The sequence below is a fragment of the Pseudomonas sp. SWRI50 genome, from assembly GCF_014269095.1.
Classification (GTDB): Bacteria; Pseudomonadota; Gammaproteobacteria; order Pseudomonadales; family Pseudomonadaceae; genus Aquipseudomonas; species Aquipseudomonas kermanshahensis.
The window spans coordinates 222,922-237,672 of the sequence record NZ_JABWRW010000004.1; the positions used below are offsets into that span (position 1 = coordinate 222,922).

Annotated in this window: 17 protein-coding genes and 1 pseudogene; 7 read left to right on the top strand and 11 right to left on the bottom strand. The window is 59.9% G+C overall.

The annotated features are described in order from the left end of the window. The first annotated feature begins 22 nt into the window (after positions 1-22). From HU750_RS06525 to HU750_RS06535, 3 genes are all read left to right on the top strand, one after another. Positions 23-616, top strand: coding sequence for a phosphoheptose isomerase (locus HU750_RS06525; RefSeq protein ID WP_012274070.1), 594 nt, complete (start codon positions 23-25; stop codon positions 614-616). Further along, on the top strand, positions 613-1,191 hold the full coding sequence (locus HU750_RS06530) for a BON domain-containing protein (RefSeq protein WP_027594004.1): 579 nt from the start codon (positions 613-615) through the stop codon (positions 1,189-1,191). The genes HU750_RS06525 and HU750_RS06530 overlap by 4 nt, the downstream gene beginning before the upstream one ends. A 142-nt stretch (positions 1,192-1,333) precedes the next feature. Beyond that, complete coding sequence (locus HU750_RS06535; protein ID WP_099430372.1) at positions 1,334-1,552, top strand: YgdI/YgdR family lipoprotein; 219 nt, start codon at positions 1,334-1,336, stop codon at positions 1,550-1,552. 46 nt (positions 1,553-1,598) lie between these two features. Here the strand turns inward: HU750_RS06535 and HU750_RS06540 are convergent. The 7 genes and pseudogenes from HU750_RS06540 to rplM form a co-directional block, all read right to left on the bottom strand. Further along, a pseudogene (locus HU750_RS06540) lies at positions 1,599-2,029 on the bottom strand (ClpXP protease specificity-enhancing factor). 10 nt (positions 2,030-2,039) lie between these two features. Next, entirely contained in the window at positions 2,040-2,663 is a 624-nt protein-coding gene (locus tag HU750_RS06545) for a glutathione S-transferase N-terminal domain-containing protein (RefSeq protein ID WP_186677749.1), read from the bottom strand. A 117-nt stretch (positions 2,664-2,780) separates the two neighbouring features. Next, positions 2,781-3,560: a cytochrome c1 gene (locus tag HU750_RS06550; RefSeq protein ID WP_027594000.1), complete on the bottom strand. Its 780-nt coding sequence runs from the start codon at positions 3,558-3,560 to the stop codon at positions 2,781-2,783. Continuing rightward, positions 3,560-4,771 carry a cytochrome b gene (locus HU750_RS06555; RefSeq protein ID WP_027593999.1) on the bottom strand — a complete coding sequence of 404 codons (1,212 nt, stop codon included), beginning with the start codon at positions 4,769-4,771 and terminating at the stop codon, positions 3,560-3,562. The genes HU750_RS06550 and HU750_RS06555 overlap by 1 nt, the downstream gene beginning before the upstream one ends. Then, positions 4,771-5,364 carry a ubiquinol-cytochrome c reductase iron-sulfur subunit gene (gene petA, locus HU750_RS06560; protein WP_027593998.1) on the bottom strand — a complete coding sequence of 198 codons (594 nt, stop codon included), beginning with the start codon at positions 5,362-5,364 and terminating at the stop codon, positions 4,771-4,773. Before petA ends, HU750_RS06555 begins: the two co-directional genes overlap by 1 nt. A 262-nt stretch (positions 5,365-5,626) precedes the next feature. Next, positions 5,627-6,019, bottom strand: coding sequence for a 30S ribosomal protein S9 (gene rpsI / locus HU750_RS06565; RefSeq protein WP_009404633.1), 393 nt, complete (start codon positions 6,017-6,019; stop codon positions 5,627-5,629). 14 nt (positions 6,020-6,033) lie between these two features. Beyond that, positions 6,034-6,462, bottom strand: a complete 429-nt coding sequence (rplM, locus tag HU750_RS06570) for a 50S ribosomal protein L13 (RefSeq protein ID WP_008097538.1) — start codon at positions 6,460-6,462, stop codon at positions 6,034-6,036. 258 nt (positions 6,463-6,720) lie between these two features. Between rplM and HU750_RS06575 the strand changes: the two genes are divergently transcribed. After that, positions 6,721-7,761, top strand: coding sequence for an NADP(H)-dependent aldo-keto reductase (locus HU750_RS06575; RefSeq protein WP_186677760.1), 1,041 nt, complete (start codon positions 6,721-6,723; stop codon positions 7,759-7,761). 213 nt (positions 7,762-7,974) lie between these two features. After that, positions 7,975-8,895, top strand: a complete 921-nt coding sequence (locus HU750_RS06580; RefSeq protein WP_172960431.1) for a GlxA family transcriptional regulator — start codon at positions 7,975-7,977, stop codon at positions 8,893-8,895. Between the two features lie 116 nt (positions 8,896-9,011). Here HU750_RS06580 and zapE read toward each other — a convergent pair whose 3' ends face one another. From zapE to HU750_RS06595, 3 genes are all read right to left on the bottom strand, one after another. Beyond that, on the bottom strand, positions 9,012-10,106 hold the full coding sequence (gene zapE / locus HU750_RS06585; protein ID WP_186677762.1) for a cell division protein ZapE: 1,095 nt from the start codon (positions 10,104-10,106) through the stop codon (positions 9,012-9,014). An 85-nt stretch (positions 10,107-10,191) separates the two neighbouring features. Further along, positions 10,192-11,541 carry a tryptophan--tRNA ligase gene (locus HU750_RS06590; protein WP_186677764.1) on the bottom strand — a complete coding sequence of 450 codons (1,350 nt, stop codon included), beginning with the start codon at positions 11,539-11,541 and terminating at the stop codon, positions 10,192-10,194. A gap of 25 nt (positions 11,542-11,566) precedes the next feature. After that, positions 11,567-12,202 (bottom strand): alpha/beta hydrolase, encoded by a 636-nt coding sequence (locus tag HU750_RS06595; RefSeq protein WP_027593993.1) that lies wholly within the window; start codon positions 12,200-12,202, stop codon positions 11,567-11,569. Positions 12,203-12,337: 135 nt separating this feature from the next. On the opposite strand from HU750_RS06595, the gene HU750_RS06600 reads away from it, so the two are divergent. After that, positions 12,338-12,775: a Z-ring associated ZapG family protein gene (locus tag HU750_RS06600; protein ID WP_027593992.1), complete on the top strand. Its 438-nt coding sequence runs from the start codon at positions 12,338-12,340 to the stop codon at positions 12,773-12,775. A gap of 62 nt (positions 12,776-12,837) precedes the next feature. Here the strand turns inward: HU750_RS06600 and HU750_RS06605 are convergent, their stop codons facing one another. Next, positions 12,838-14,034, bottom strand: coding sequence for a methionine gamma-lyase (locus HU750_RS06605; protein ID WP_186677766.1), 1,197 nt, complete (start codon positions 14,032-14,034; stop codon positions 12,838-12,840). Between the two features lie 127 nt (positions 14,035-14,161). Here HU750_RS06605 and HU750_RS06610 point away from each other — a divergent pair, with 127 nt between their 5' ends. Next, positions 14,162-14,641: an Lrp/AsnC family transcriptional regulator gene (locus HU750_RS06610; protein WP_027595326.1), complete on the top strand. Its 480-nt coding sequence runs from the start codon at positions 14,162-14,164 to the stop codon at positions 14,639-14,641. The last annotated feature ends 110 nt before the right edge of the window (positions 14,642-14,751 follow it).

The window sequence follows — 14,751 nt, forward strand, 5'->3', positions numbered from 1 at the left end:
CCGCCCCACTTAAGGTCACCAGATGGACATGCAATCCCGAATTCGCCGGCTGTTCCAGGCCAGCATCGATACCAAGCAACAGGCAATGGACATCCTGGCACCGCACATCGAGCAGGCCAGCCTGGTCATGGTCAATGCGCTTCTCAACGAGGGCAAGATGCTCGCCTGCGGCAACGGCGGCTCGGCCGGCGATGCCCAGCACTTCTCGTCAGAGCTGCTCAACCGCTTCGAGCGCGAGCGCCCGAGCCTGCCGGCCATCGCATTGACAACCGACAGCTCGACGCTGACCTCGATTGCCAATGACTACAGCTACAACGAAGTCTTTTCCAAACAGATTCGCGCCCTGGGCCAGCCCGGCGATGTGTTGCTGGCGATTTCCACCAGCGGCAACTCGGCCAACGTGATTCAAGCGATCCAGGCCGCACATGATCGCGAAATGATTGTCGTAGCATTGACTGGACGTGACGGTGGCGGCATGGCTTCGCTGCTGCTGCCCGAGGACGTGGAAATCCGCGTGCCCTCGACAGTCACCGCGCGTATCCAGGAAGTCCACCTGCTGGCGATCCACTGCCTGTGCGACCTGATCGACAGCCAACTGTTCGGGAGTGAAGAATGACCCCTATGCGCCTCGGCCTGATGGCCCTGACCCTGTGCCTGAGCGTCACCGGCTGCAGCTCGGTGCTGACCTCCACCCGCAATTCGCCAATCGAGGACGATCGCGGCACGCGTACCATCGGCAGCAAGATCGATGACTCGCTGATCGAAACCAAGGCTGCGGTGAATATTTCCAAGGCCAGCCCAGACCTGGACAAGGGCTCGCACATCGTTGTCAGCAGCTACAACGGCATTGTCCTGCTCGCCGGCCAAACCCCGCGCGCCGACCTCAAGAGCTTGGCCGAGCAGACTGCAGGCCAAGTTCAGCGCGTGAAGAAGGTACACAACGAACTGCAGGTGATGCAGCCGTCCTCCATCCTCGCGCGCAACAACGACGCTTGGCTGACCACCAAAATCAAGACCCAAATGCTGACCGACAACGCCGTGCCAAGCTCGCGCATCAAGGTGATTACCGAAAACGGTATTGTCTACCTGCTCGGCCTGGTGACCCAGCAAGAGGCCAACGCCGCCACCGGCGTAGTCCAGAGCGTGTCGGGCGTGCAGAAGATCGTCAAGCTGTTCGAGTACATCGACTGATTCATTGGCCTGTTCCGATCTCATCGCCGGCAAGCCGGCTCTCGCAGGGTTCGTGGTTTACCTGTGGGAGCCGGCTTGCCGGCGATGAGGCGCATACAGGCCACCACAAAGCTTTACCCTTCAGAAATTCAGGAAACACCGCATGAAGAAGCTCCTGCTGCCTGCCCTGCTGATTGGCACCTTCGCCACCCTGGCCGGCTGCTCCACCCCTAGCCTGATCACCCTGAACGACGGCCGCGAGTTCCAGGCCGTCGACGCGCCGCGCTACGAGAAGGCCACCGGCTTCTACGAGTTCCAGCAACTCGACGGCAAACGCACCCGCATCAACAAAGACCAGGTGCGCACCATCAGCGACCTGTAATCGCAGCTGCAAATAAAAAGGCGATCCGGTTGGATCGCCTTTTTTGTTACTTAACCACTTTGAGGCTCGGCCGGCCCGTCGGACGCGGCGGCTGCCCCCCCCTTCAGGTGGGCCGTCATCATCCGGCTCGACGTCGTCGTCTTCCAGCTCATCGCCTTCCAGCAACGACGGCTCCAGCTCGAAGACCATGCCCTGCCCGTTCTCACGGGCGTAGATACCGAGGATCGCACCAATCGGCACGAACAACGTGTGGGCGACGCCGCCGAAGCGGCCCTCGAAGCTCACCGCATCGTTATCCATGTGCAGGCTGCGCACGGCGCTCGGCGAGATATTCAGGACAATCTGACCATCACTGGCAAAACCTTGCGGCACCTGGACTGCCGGGAATTCGGCATTGACCAGCATATGGGGCGTGCAATCGTTGTCGACGATCCACTCGTACAGTGCTCGAACCAGATAGGGGCGACTGGAGTTCATCAACAGCTCCTTAAAGCTTGCGCATTTCACGTTCTACGGAGGACAGGCTCGCCATGAAAGGCTCGCGGGCGAACTGTCGCTCCATGTAATCCAGCAGCGGCTTGGCTTGCCGCGGCAATTCGATACCCATGACCGGCAAACGCCAGAGTATGGGCAATAGACAACAATCGACCAGGCTTTGCTCATCACTCATGAAGCAGGCGAACTCACCGAACAGCGGCGAGACACCAGTCAAGCTCTCACGCAATGCCTTGCGCGCCTCGGCCCGGGCAGCGTCAGTGCTGCGCACGTCGAGCACGGTGTCGGCCAGGGCACACCAGTCGCGCTGGATGCGGTGTATGAGCAGGCGGCTGTTGCCACGCGCCACGGGGTACACCGGCATCAAGGGTGGATGCGGGTAACGCTCTTCGAGGTATTCCATCACCACGGTCGACTCATACAACGCCAGGTCGCGGTCGACCAAGGTCGGCACGCTCCCATAGGGGTTCACCTCAACCAGCTTGGGCGGCAAACGGCCAGGATCGACGTCGACGATCTGCACGCTGATGCCTTTTTCGGCAAGAACGAGGCGTACCCGATGAGAATAGTGATCAGCGGGATCGGAATAGCAGGCTAACCTGTTGGTTGCGCCCATGTAGCGCCTCCTCGCACGAGATGCTCGTAAAACTCTAAATGAAAACGCGCCCGGGGTACCCTGGCAAATCTGCTAGGGCCCCCCGGGCGCGTTCAACTACCAGAAATTACTGCGTGATCAGTGCACGTCCTTCCAGTATTCACGCTTGAGCAAATAGGCGAATACGAAGAAGAAAGCCAGGTACAGCAACACATAGGTACCAATGCGCTGGCTTTCCAGTTTGACCGGGTTGGCCGAATAGGCCAGGAAGGTCACCAGGTTCTTGACCTTCTCGTCGAACTGCTCGGTCGTCAGGGTACCGGAATTCGGCGTGATGGTCAGCTGGTCGCACGCTTCATGGGTCAATGGGCTGCCCGTCAGCGGGTCAAACTGCTTCTTGCCATCGACCACGCTCTGCACCTGCTTGCAGCCAACCACCTGGTTGCCCTGCAGGCCAACCAGGACGTTGGGCATGCCAACGTTAGGGAACACCTTGTTGTTCACCCCATAAGGACGCGACTTGTCCTCATAGAAGCTGCGCAGGTAGGTGTACAGCCAATCGGTACCCCGCACCCGGGCGACCAGGGTCAGGTCGGGTGGCGCGGCGCCGAACCAGGTCTTGGCATCGCTTGGCTTCATGCCGATGTTCATGTGGTCACCAATCTTGGCACCGGTGAACACCAGCTTTTCAAGCATCAGCTCGTGGGGGATGCCCAGGTCATCGGCCACCCGCTCGTAGCGCTGGAACTTGGCGCTGTGGCAACCCATGCAATAGTTGGCAAAGGTACGCGCACCATCCTGCATGGCCGCTTTGTCGGTCAGGTCGATGTCGACCTTGTCCAGCTCCAGGCCGTGCTCCGCAGCGAAGGAAAAGGCAGGCATCACTGCCAGCAAAAATACTGCAATCAACTTTTTCATCAGCCAGTCACCCTTTCCGGAACCGGTTTGGTCTTCTCGAGCCTTGTGTAGAACGGCATCAGCAGGAAGTAGGCGAAGTACAACACCGTGCACACCTGCGACAGCAAGGTGCGCCCTGGTGTCGGTGCCAGCACGCCCAATATGCCGAGGATGACGAAGGCCACGCAGAACACCAGCAGGAAGAGCTTGCTGATCCAGCCTTTGTAACGCATGGAGCGCACCGGGCTGCGGTCGAGCCAAGGCAACACGAACAGCACGGCGATGGCGGCACCCATGGCGATCACACCCATGAGCTTGTCAGGCACCGCACGCAAGATCGCGTAGAACGGCGTGAAGTACCACACCGGCGCAATGTGCTCAGGCGTCTTGAAGGCGTTCGCCTGCTCGAAGTTCGGTTTCTCCAGGAAGTAACCGCCCATCTCCGGGAAGAAGAACACCACGGCGCAGAACACGAAGAGGAACACGACCACGCCGACAATGTCCTTGACGGTGTAGTAAGGGTGGAACGGAATGCCGTCCAGCGGGATACCGTTTTCGTCCTTTTTCTTCTTGATGTCGACGCCATCGGGGTTGTTCGAACCCACTTCATGCAAGGCCAGGATGTGCAGCACCACCAGGCCCAGGATAACGATCGGCAGGGCTACCACATGCAGGGCGAAGAAGCGGTTCAGGGTAATACCGGAAATCAGGTAGTCACCACGAATCCACTGGGTGAGGTCGTCGCCGATCACCGGAATCGCACCGAACAGCGAGATGATCACCTGGGCACCCCAGTACGACATCTGCCCCCAAGGCAGCAGGTAGCCCATGAAGGCCTCTGCCATCAGCGCCAGGTAGATCAGCATGCCGAACAGCCAGACCAGCTCACGTGGCTTCTGGTAGGAGCCGTAGAGCAGCCCGCGGAACATGTGCAGGTAGACCACGATGAAGAACGCCGACGCGCCGGTGGAGTGCAGGTAGCGCAGGATCCAGCCGTATTCCACGTCACGCATGATGTACTCGACCGAGGCGAAGGCCTCTTCCGCCGAGGGCGTGAAGCTCATGGTCAGCCACACACCGGTGACGATCTGGTTGACCAGCACCAGCAACGCCAGGGAGCCGAAGAAATACAGGAAGTTGAAGTTCTTGGGCGCGTAATACTTGCTCAGGTGGTCTTCCCACATCTTGGTGGCAGGGAAGCGCGCATCAATCCAGTCCATGAACTTGCTCATCATGCGTTCTCCTGATCGACGCCGATGACAATGATGTCGTCCGACTCATACGAGTGCGGTGGCACTGGCAGGTTGAGAGGCGCCGGCTGCGACTTGTAGACACGGCCAGCCAGGTCGTAGTGGGAACCGTGGCACGGGCAGAAATAGCCCCCTACCCACTTTGGCCCCAGGTCGGCGGGCGCCACTTCAGGGCGGAACGTCGGCGAGCAACCCAGGTGGGTGCACAGACCTACGAGAATGAGTATTTCCGGCTTGATCGAGCGCACTTGTGGGTCGACGTAGGTGGGTTGCACCGAGGCCTTCGACTCGGGGTCGGACAGGTCTGCGGTAATTTTCTTGAGGTTCCCGAGGATCTCCTCCGTTCGCCGTACGATGAATACAGGCTGGCCACGCCACTCGGCCACCATCTGCTGCCCGGCCTCGACCTTGGCGATATTCACCTTCACCGGTGCACCCGCGGCTTTCGCCTTGGCACTGGGAAACCATGACCCCACGAACGGTACCGCAGCCCCCACTGCCCCCGCCGCCCCGACCACAGAGGTCGCGGCTACGAGGAAGCGGCGCCGGCCTGCGTTGACGCCGTCATTGCTCATTCAGTCCTCTCCCATCAGCTTGCTTGGCCTGTTGGATCAGGCCTGTACTTAGGTAATGTCTGTGGCACTAAAAATTGGCCGCCATGGTAAGAAACAAATCCACACACTGACAAGGTGATTACCCGATTGCGGGCTACAACCCTCGCTTTGCTTGATCTGCGTCTATGCGGTAAGCCGTCACGGACATGCTGACAGGTTAGTTCAAGACATAAAAAAAGCCCGGCTCCAAAGGAACCGGGCTTTTTCGACTGCCGAAGCGAAATTAACGCTTGGAGTACTGAGGACGCTTACGCGCTTTACGCAGACCCACTTTCTTACGCTCAACTTCACGAGCGTCGCGGGTGACGTAGCCAGCACGACGCAGAGCGCCACGCAGGGTTTCGTCGTATTCCATCAGAGCGCGGGTGATACCGTGACGGATCGCACCGGCTTGACCGCTGACACCACCACCAGCAACGGTGACGTAGATGTCGAACTTCTCAACGGTCTCGGTCAGTTCCAGCGGCTGGCGAACAACCATGCGAGCGGTTTCGCGGCCGAAGAACACGTCCAGAGAACGGTTGTTGATGGAAATGTTACCAGTACCCGGACGCAGGAAAACGCGAGCGGTTGCGGTCTTGCGACGGCCAGTGCCGTAATTTTGAGTCGCCGACATAATGAACTATCCCGTTAGATCTTCAGTTCTTGAGGCTGCTGAGCAGTGTGTGGGTGAGCTGCACCCGCGTACACTTTCAGCTTACGGTACATGTCGCGACCCAGCGGGTTCTTCGGCAGCATGCCTTTGACCGCGGTTTCGATAACACGCTCAGGGGCCTTGGCGATCAACTTCTCGAAGTTGATTTCCTTGATACCGCCTGGGAAGCCGGAGTGGGAGTAGTACATCTTGTCGGAAGACTTGGCGCCAGTTACACGGATTTGCTCGGCGTTGATGACGACGATGTAGTCGCCGGTGTCAACGTGAGGGGTGTATTCTGGTTTGTGTTTGCCACGCAGACGGCTAGCGATTTCGGTAGCCAGACGACCCAGGGTCTGGCCAGCGGCGTCGACTACGAACCACTCGCGCTTTACTGTTTCCGGTTTAGCAGTAAAAGTTTTCATTCTCTAAAGCCTCAGAGGCCGCCCAGCGAAAAATAGACGGCGAATCTTACTGGATAGTGCACAGCTTGCCAAGGGCAAGCGCGCAGCCGAACACAGACGCTTTTGGGGGCTCGGGTCGGGCACGCCAATGTTCGACGGGGTTCTTCCTGCGTGGTGGTGCATCACTTCCGCCACACGGAGAGGTGCCGAATTATCCAGATTGCGCGAAAAATTTCAACCTGCTTTTATGGGCTTCTTTACCTAAGGAGAGTTTTCCCGATGGAATACCGCCAGCTCGGCCGTACCGATCTCAACGTCAGCGCCCTGTGCCTGGGCACCATGACCTGGGGCGAACAGAACGTTCAGGACGAGGCCTTCAAGCAGATTGCGATGGCCAAGGCCGCCGGGGTCAACTTCATCGACACCGCCGAAATGTACCCGGTGCCACCGCGCCCAGAGACCTATGCCGCCACCGAGCGCATCATCGGCAACTGGTTCCGCGAGCAGGGCGATCGCGACGACTGGATCCTGGCCAGCAAGGTCGCAGGCCCCGGCAACGGCATCAGCCACATCCGTGATGGCCAGCTCAAGCACAACCGCCAGCACATCGTCGCGGCGCTGGACGAAAGCCTGAAACGCCTGCAAACCGACCGCATCGACCTGTACCAGCTGCACTGGCCGGAGCGCAGCACCAACTTCTTCGGCAAGCTGGGCTATCAGCACCTGCCACAGGACCACTTCACCCCACTGGAAGAGACCCTCGAAGTGCTCGATGAGCAGGTGCGCGCGGGCAAGATCCGCCACATTGGCCTATCCAACGAAACGCCGTGGGGCACCATGAAGTTCCTGCAACTGGCAGAAGCCCGCGGCTGGCCGCGCGCGGTGTCGATCCAGAACCCGTACAACCTGCTCAACCGCAGTTTCGAGGTGGGCCTGGCGGAAATCGCGATCCGTGAGCAATGCGGGCTGCTGGCTTATTCGCCGCTGGCCTTTGGCATGCTATCGGGCAAATACGAGAACGGCGCCCGGCCAGAAAAAGGCCGCCTGACGCTGTTCAGCCGCTTCGCCCGCTACTCCAACCCGCAGACCGTGGCGGCCTGCAGCCGCTATGTGCAGCTGGCCCAGGCACATGGGCTGGACCCGGCGCAGATGGCCTTAGCGTTCGTCACACGCCAGCCATTCGTGACCAGCAACATTATCGGTGCGACCAGCATCGAACAGCTCGAGAGCAACCTGGCGAGCCTGGACCTGAAGCTAAGCGATGAGCTGCTGGCGGCGATCGAGGCAATTCATCAGGACCAGCCCAACCCGGCACCCTGAACCCAGTGCAACGCTGTCCCTTTCGCGGGTGAACTCGCGAAAGGGACCGTGCAATTCTGCGGGGTAGACACAATCGCCAAAAAATAAGACGATCCAGCCGGTGATTGACCACTCTACCCTATAAGAACAATGACAATGATGTTTACCCAACCCTCCGCGTCGCTGCGGCGCGTCAGCATCCTGGCCATTGACAAGGTGTTCGCTTCGACCTTGATGCAAGCCAAGGATTTCTTCCACCTCGCCAGCCTGCGGTACAGCAAGCAATTGGGCCTGGGCCTGCAGCCCATGTTCGAAATTGGCCTGGTAAGCCCAGACGGCCAGCCCGTGGACAGCTTCAGTAATGTCCAGCTGCCGGTTGACGGCGGCCTGAACGATGCCGATATCATCATCCTCCCAGCGTTCTGGGACGACTTCGACAACCTCATGCAGCGTTATCCACAGGTGTTGCCGTGGCTGCGCGAGCAACATGCCCGTGGCGCCGTGCTGTGCGCTGAAGCCTCTGGCGTGTTCTGGCTGGCCGAGTCCGGCCTGCTCGACGGCAAGGAGGCGACGACCTACTGGCGTTTCTTCGCCAATTTTGCCGAGCGTTTTCCGAAAATCCGCTTGAACCAAGACAAGCACCTGACCGATGCCGACAATATCTATTGCGCGGGCGGTGCGACGTCGGCCTGTGACCTGTATATCTACCTGATCGAGCGCTTCTGCGGTGCCAACGTGGCCCGCGCCGTGGCCCGCGATATCCTTTACGAAGTGCAGCGCAACTACACCCCGGGGCGCATGGGTTTTGGTGGGCAGAAACTGCACCAGGACCTGATCATTCTGCAGATTCAGCATTGGCTGGAAGAGCACTTCGCCGACAAGTTCCGCTTCGAGGACGTGGCCCGCAACCACGGCATGAGCATTCGCAACTTCATGCGTCGCTTCCAGGGCGCGACGGGCGATAAACCGCTGCATTACCTGCAACGGCTACGGATCGAGACCGCCAAGGGCTTGCTGTCGAGCACGCGCAAGAGCATCAAGACCATCAGCTACGAAGTGGGCTACGACGATGCCAGCTTCTTTGCCCGGTTGTTCCGCCAGCACACGGAGTTGTCGCCGAACCAGTATCGGCAGCAGTTCATGCAAGAGGCTTGAGGCCTAGGGGGCCGCTTCGCGCCCCATCGCGACACAAGGCCGCCCCTACAAAAGAACGCGATCTCTTGTAGGAGCGGCCTTGTGCCGCGAAAGGGCTGCGCAGCAGCCCCCATGCCTTACGGCTTATGCGCGCGCGACAGGAACTCGTGCGACTGCATCTCCAGCAACCGGCTCAAGGTCCGCTGGAATTCAAAGCTCAGACGGCCACCGGTGTACAGGTCCTTCAACTCCACCTCAGCCGAAATGATCAGCTTGACGTTACGGTCGTAGAACTCGTCGACCATGTTGATGAACCGGCGGGCGATATCATCGGTGGCAACGCCCATCTGCTCGACATTACTCAGCAATACCGCATGGAAGATCTTGCCCAGCTCGATGTAGTCGTTCTGGCTACGCGGCCCGTCGCACAGGGCGCGGAAGTCGAACCAGGCGACGTCATCGCAGGTGCGCAGGGCGTTGATCGGGCGGTTCTCGATCATCAGCACGTCGTTCTCGACAGCCTGGGTGCACTCAGGGGTCAGCGCCTTGAAGCTGGCACGCATGCTCTGGTGTGCGGCGTCATCGAGCGGGAAGTGGAACAGTTCGGCCTGCTCCAGGTGGCGCAAGCGATAGTCGACGCCACTGTCGACGTTCACCACGTCGGTGTACTGCTTGATCATGGCGATGGCGGGCAGGAAGCGCGCACGCTGCAGGCCGTCCTTGTACAGGCCGTCCGGCACGATGTTGGACGTCGCCACCAAGGACACGCCGTTCTTGAACAGCTCCTCCATCAAGGTGCCGAGGATCATCGCATCGGTAATGTCGGACACGAAGAACTCGTCGAAGCAGATGACTTTGGCTTCGTCGCTGAAACGCTTGGCGATGAGGGTCAGCGGGTTTTTCTCGCCCTTGAGGGTTTTCATTTCCTCGTGCACGCGCTTCATGAAGCGGTGGAAGTGCGTCCGCATCTTCTGCTTGAACGGCAGCGCCTCGTAGAAGGTGTCGACCAGGTAGGTCTTGCCACGCCCTACCCCACCCCAGAAGTACAGGCCCTTGACCGGCGTCTGCTCTTTCTTGCCGAACAGCTTGCCGAACACGCCCGGCTTGTTGTTCTGCGCATGTACCAGGTCGTCGTACAGGCGCTGCAAGTGACGCACCGCAGTCTCCTGCGCCGCATCATGGAAGAAGTCGGGACGTTTCAGATCTGCTTGGTATCGTTCTAGGGGCGTCATGATTTCGTTAGCGAGGCAACAAAAAACGGGCCGTCACTGTAGCGACAGGCCCGCTTAATGGCAATCAGACTTGCGTCAAACTGTCTCAGTCCTGCTGTGGCACCAGGGCCTCGTGGAGGCTTTGAACAGCCGCATCACGGGCTTCGGCCGTGTCAAACTGCGGCCCTTCAGCCACCTGCTCGCCATTCAGCCACAGGCTGAAGCTCAGCCCTTCGGCACGCACATCGGCTTCGCCACCTTGCTGCAGTTGCTTGCTGACGGCGCCGGCGCTTTTGCCGTCGGCGAAGCTGCGCGACAGCAGTAGTTGCTCGCCGTCGGCGGCCAGCAGGCGGAAGCGGAAGCTGCCATCCTCGTCACGGAAGCTGACGAAACGCGCGCTCTTGGCGGCCTTTTTCTTCACTTCGGTGTTGGCCTGGACGCTACTGCGGAACGAACGCAGGCCAACGGCTTCGCGCAGTTGCTCAAGGAACGGCGTGGCGATATTGCGGGCCTTGGCGGCACCGGCCAACAGGATGTCTTCCAGGTCCGATGGACGCGAGATCAGTTGATGGTAGTGGTCGCGCTTCTCGGCCAGTTGCCCATCCAGCAGCTGGAACAGACGCTGCTTGGCGTCGCCCCAGCCCAGGCCCTGCAGCAGCTCTTCGCGGAACCCGGCGCATTGCTCCGGCGTCGAGAAGGCCTGGTACAGGGTGAACAAGTGCGAAGTGTCCGGGTCTTTCGCTTCGCCCGGCGCGCGCGAGTCGGTCACAATGCGCGAAATAGCGTCTTTCATGTCCTTCGCGCTGGTGAACAGCGGGATGGTGTTGTCGTAACTCTTGGACATCTTGCGCCCGTCCAGGCCCGGCAACGTCGCCACGCTCTCTTCGATCACCGCCTCCGGCAGGGCGAAGAAGTCCTTACCCTGGCCGAACAGGTGGTTGAAGCGCTGGCCAATGTCACGGGCCATTTCCACGTGCTGGATCTGGTCACGGCCGACCGGCACCTTGTGGGCGTTGAACATCAGGATGTCGGCGGCCATCAGCACCGGGTAGCTGAACAGCCCCATGGTCACGCCGGCGTCCGGGTCTTCACCGCTCTCGACGTTCTTGTCCACCGAGGCCTTGTAGGCATGGGCACGGTTAAGCAGGCCCTTTGCAGCAACGCAGGTCAGCAACCAGGTCAGTTCGGGGATTTCCGGGATGTCGGACTGGCGGTAGAAGGTCACCTTGTCCGGATCGAGGCCACCGGCCAGCCAGGTGGCAGCGATTTCCAAGCGCGAGCGCTGGATGCGCAGCGGGTCGTCGCATTTGATCAGGGCGTGGTAGTCGGCCAGGAAGTAGAACGAATCGGCACCGGGTTGCTGGCTGGCGCGGATCGCCGGGCGAATGGCGCCGGCGTAGTTGCCCAGGTGCGGGGTGCCGGTGGTGGTGATACCGGTAAGGATGCGCGTGGTCATGGGTGTTCGCTTATTCAGGCTTGGCTCAATTCGAAAGGCGCGGCAGCAGCAGATCCTTCAGATCGGTCAGCTTGCCATGGAAGAAGTGTCCGCATTCTGCCACTTTCAGCAGCTCATGGGGGCGCGACAGGGTGTCAGACCATTCGTAGACCAACTGCGGATCGACGACCTCGTCGCTGTCGGGCTGCACGAGGGTGATCGGGCAGCGTTGCGGCAACGGGAATTCGTCTGTCAGGCGCATCACCGCCGGGGCGATCATGAACAGGTGTTGCAACTCAACGCCAGCGCTTTCCAGGCGCCCTGCCAGGCTGGTCGCGACGAAACCACCGAACGAGAAGCCCATCAGCACCACCGGCAGCTCGGGGTGCTTCGCCCGCAACCAGGCAGCCGCAGCCTCGGCATCTGCTACCTCGCCCGCGCCCATGTCATGGCTGCCGGCGCTTTGGCCGACACCCCGGTAGTTGAAGCGCAGGGTCACGTAACCGGCGTCACGCGCGGTGCGTTGCAACGTCGAAACCACCTTGTTGAGCATGGTGCCGCCCTGGACCGGGTTGGGGTGGCAGATCAGCACCACGCCGCGGGCATCAGCCACGTCCAGGTACAAGGCTTCCAACTGGCCACAAGGGCCATCGATGAACAAGGGGGTTTCGCGGACAAGCAAGGCACTACTCCGTGACCTCGGGAAGGGTCGATTCGTCTAGGTGAGGAATTCTGTTCTGATTTGCGATCGCTCGCGGTATACAGCGCAGGTCTGAGCCGTTAACGTAAAGCAAAGCCGTTTATAGAGGAAGGACTCGTGGAACTCTCGCTCCTTGTTTGGTTGTTGCCGACCCTGGCCCTGGTCATCGGCGTGGTGGTTGGTTTCGTCGTAGCCCGCCTGCTGCCCAATGCCGCGCCGAGCAGCACGCAACGTCAACTGGATGACATCCAGCAGCGTTTCGACAGCTACCAGAACGAAGTGGTCACCCACTTCAACAGCACCGCCGTACTGGTCAAGAAACTCACCCAGAGCTACCAGGATGTCCAGGATCACCTCGCCGATGGCGCCAACACCCTGGCCCTCGACGATGTCACCCGCCAGCGCCTGCTGGCCGCCCTGCACTCCGAAGCGGCCCAAGGCCCACGCGACCGTCTGACCCCGCCGAAGGACACCGCCGAAGTGCCACGCGACTACGCGCCAAAAACGCCGAACTCGCCGGGTATGCTCGATGAGAGCTACGGGCTCAAGCGTTGATTTGATGATTACCAAAAAGGCCTCTCAGGAGGCCTTTTTTGTGGGCTGAATTCATAGGCCTCTTAGCTACAAGCCTGCAATGCCTGCTCAACATCCGCCAGCAAGTCCTCGCTGTCCTCCAACCCCACCGACAAGCGCACCAACCCCTCCGATATCCCGTGATGCGCCCGCTCCGTCGGCGTATAGCTGGAATGGGTCATGCTCGCCGGATGCTGCGCCAGCGACTCGGCATCGCCCAGGCTCACCGCCCGCGCGAACAGCTGCAGGGCATTCATAAAGCGCCGCCCCGCTTCGATGCCGCCCTTGAGCTCAAATGCGATCATGCCACCCGGCAGGCGCATCTGCCGTTGAGCGAGTTCGTACTGGGCAAACGAGGGCAGCCCTGGGTAATGGATAAACTCGACCTGCGGCTGGCGCGCGATAAACTCAGCCACCTGCTGGGCGTTGGCGCAATGGCGGTCCATGCGCAGGGCCAGGGTCTTGATACCGCGCATCAACAGCGAAGCGTCATGCGGCGACAGCACCGCGCCCGTCATGTCTTTGAGGCCTTCCAGGCGTATCCGGTCGATCAGCGCCTTGCGCCCCACCACCAGCCCTGCGGTGAGATCACCATGGCCGCTCAAGTACTTGGTGGCCGAATGCACCACCAGGTCGGCTCCCATTTCCAGGGGCCGCTGCAAATAAGGCGTGCAGTAGGTGTTGTCGACCACGATATGCAAATCATGCCCACGCGCGGCGTCAGCCACCGCCGCGATATCGACCAGTTGCATGTTGGGGTTGGCGGGTGTTTCGAAGTAGATCATCCGTGTTTTGCTGGTGATCGCCGCCTTGAGTGCCTTGATATCGTTAAGGTCGACGTGACGGATTTTTACCCCGAACTCGCCAATGCCATGGTGCAGGAAAGCGAAGGTGCAGCCATACAACGTGCGCCCAACAATCAGTTCATCACCCGGCCGTAGCAGGGTCCAGATCGTCGAGGTGATGGCCCCCATCCCCGAAGCCAGCGCCAGCCCGGCCTCGCCCCCTTCCAACGACGCCATGCGCTGTTCCAGCAAGGCCAGCGTCGGGTTGGAAATGCGGCTGTAGAAGTGCCCCGCCTCCTCCCCTGCAAAGCAGGCAGCGCCATATTCAACGGTGGGGAAGGCATAGGTCGCTGTTTGATACACCGGCGGCACAAGGGCGCCCCCGTGGGAAAGCGGGTCATAACCATGGTGGATGGCCCGTGTGGAAAAACCGGTGTTGTTATGGGAGTCGCGCATGGCAACAGCCTCTGGTGGTTTGTTATAAGCTTATGCCACCGAGCTGCCAGAGTTTTTCCAAAATAGCCCACGCAATCGAGCACTTTTTGGAACAAAAACAACAATTATTCGATCAGGAGGGCAAACCATGCCTTCGAGCCTCGACCGCACCGACCGCGCGCTGCTCGCTGCCCTGCAGGACAACGCCCGCCTTACCGTCTCCGAACTTGCCGACCAGGTAGCGCTGACCACCTCGCCTTGCTGGCGGCGGGTCAAATTGCTGGAAGATAACGGCTATATCACCGGCTACCAGGCCATTCTTTCCCCTAAGTCATTGGGGTTTGGCGTAACCGCTTTTGTCAGCATCATGATGGATTCGCATACCAAAGACATGGCCTTGGCCTTTGAGAAGCGGTTGATGGAAATACCCGAAATCGTTGCCTGCCATAATATTTCCGGGCGCTATGACTTCTTGCTGGAAATACTGGCGCGGGACCTTGAGTCGTTTGGGGAATTCACCCGGGAAGTACTGCAGCGGTTGCCGGGCGTTAAGGAAATTTATTCGAGTTTTTCATATAAGGCAGTGAAAGAGAGGCGCGTGATTCCTGTGTCGGAAAAGCATATCTGATTCAGACCTTTCCGAACGGCAGGAAGGGTCCTACCGATGGATAGGCTGCAACTGACATACTGCACATTCAATACACGAAAAGCTTTGCCATGTAGTGATCAGGAGAACCT

What these genes read in the sequence shown, in the direction of transcription:
- HU750_RS06545 (WP_186677749.1), bottom strand. Translation starts at nt 2,663, where the DNA reads ATGGGCGCAACCAACAGGTTAGCCTGCTATTCCGATCCCGCTGATCAC.
- HU750_RS06605 (WP_186677766.1), bottom strand. Translation starts at nt 14,034, where the DNA reads ATGCGCGACTCCCATAACAACACCGGTTTTTCCACACGGGCCATCCAC.
- HU750_RS06525 (WP_012274070.1), top strand. Translation starts at nt 23, where the DNA reads ATGGACATGCAATCCCGAATTCGCCGGCTGTTCCAGGCCAGCATCGAT.
- petA (WP_027593998.1), bottom strand. Translation starts at nt 5,364, where the DNA reads ATGAGCAATGACGGCGTCAACGCAGGCCGGCGCCGCTTCCTCGTAGCC.
- HU750_RS06575 (WP_186677760.1), top strand. Translation starts at nt 6,721, where the DNA reads ATGGAATACCGCCAGCTCGGCCGTACCGATCTCAACGTCAGCGCCCTG.
- rplM (WP_008097538.1), bottom strand. Translation starts at nt 6,462, where the DNA reads ATGAAAACTTTTACTGCTAAACCGGAAACAGTAAAGCGCGAGTGGTTC.
- HU750_RS06550 (WP_027594000.1), bottom strand. Translation starts at nt 3,560, where the DNA reads ATGAAAAAGTTGATTGCAGTATTTTTGCTGGCAGTGATGCCTGCCTTT.
- rpsI (WP_009404633.1), bottom strand. Translation starts at nt 6,019, where the DNA reads ATGTCGGCGACTCAAAATTACGGCACTGGCCGTCGCAAGACCGCAACC.
- HU750_RS06535 (WP_099430372.1), top strand. Translation starts at nt 1,334, where the DNA reads ATGAAGAAGCTCCTGCTGCCTGCCCTGCTGATTGGCACCTTCGCCACC.
- zapE (WP_186677762.1), bottom strand. Translation starts at nt 10,106, where the DNA reads ATGACGCCCCTAGAACGATACCAAGCAGATCTGAAACGTCCCGACTTC.
- HU750_RS06580 (WP_172960431.1), top strand. Translation starts at nt 7,975, where the DNA reads ATGCAAGCCAAGGATTTCTTCCACCTCGCCAGCCTGCGGTACAGCAAG.
- HU750_RS06555 (WP_027593999.1), bottom strand. Translation starts at nt 4,771, where the DNA reads ATGAGCAAGTTCATGGACTGGATTGATGCGCGCTTCCCTGCCACCAAG.
- HU750_RS06530 (WP_027594004.1), top strand. Translation starts at nt 613, where the DNA reads ATGACCCCTATGCGCCTCGGCCTGATGGCCCTGACCCTGTGCCTGAGC.
- HU750_RS06610 (WP_027595326.1), top strand. Translation starts at nt 14,162, where the DNA reads ATGCCTTCGAGCCTCGACCGCACCGACCGCGCGCTGCTCGCTGCCCTG.
- HU750_RS06590 (WP_186677764.1), bottom strand. Translation starts at nt 11,541, where the DNA reads ATGACCACGCGCATCCTTACCGGTATCACCACCACCGGCACCCCGCAC.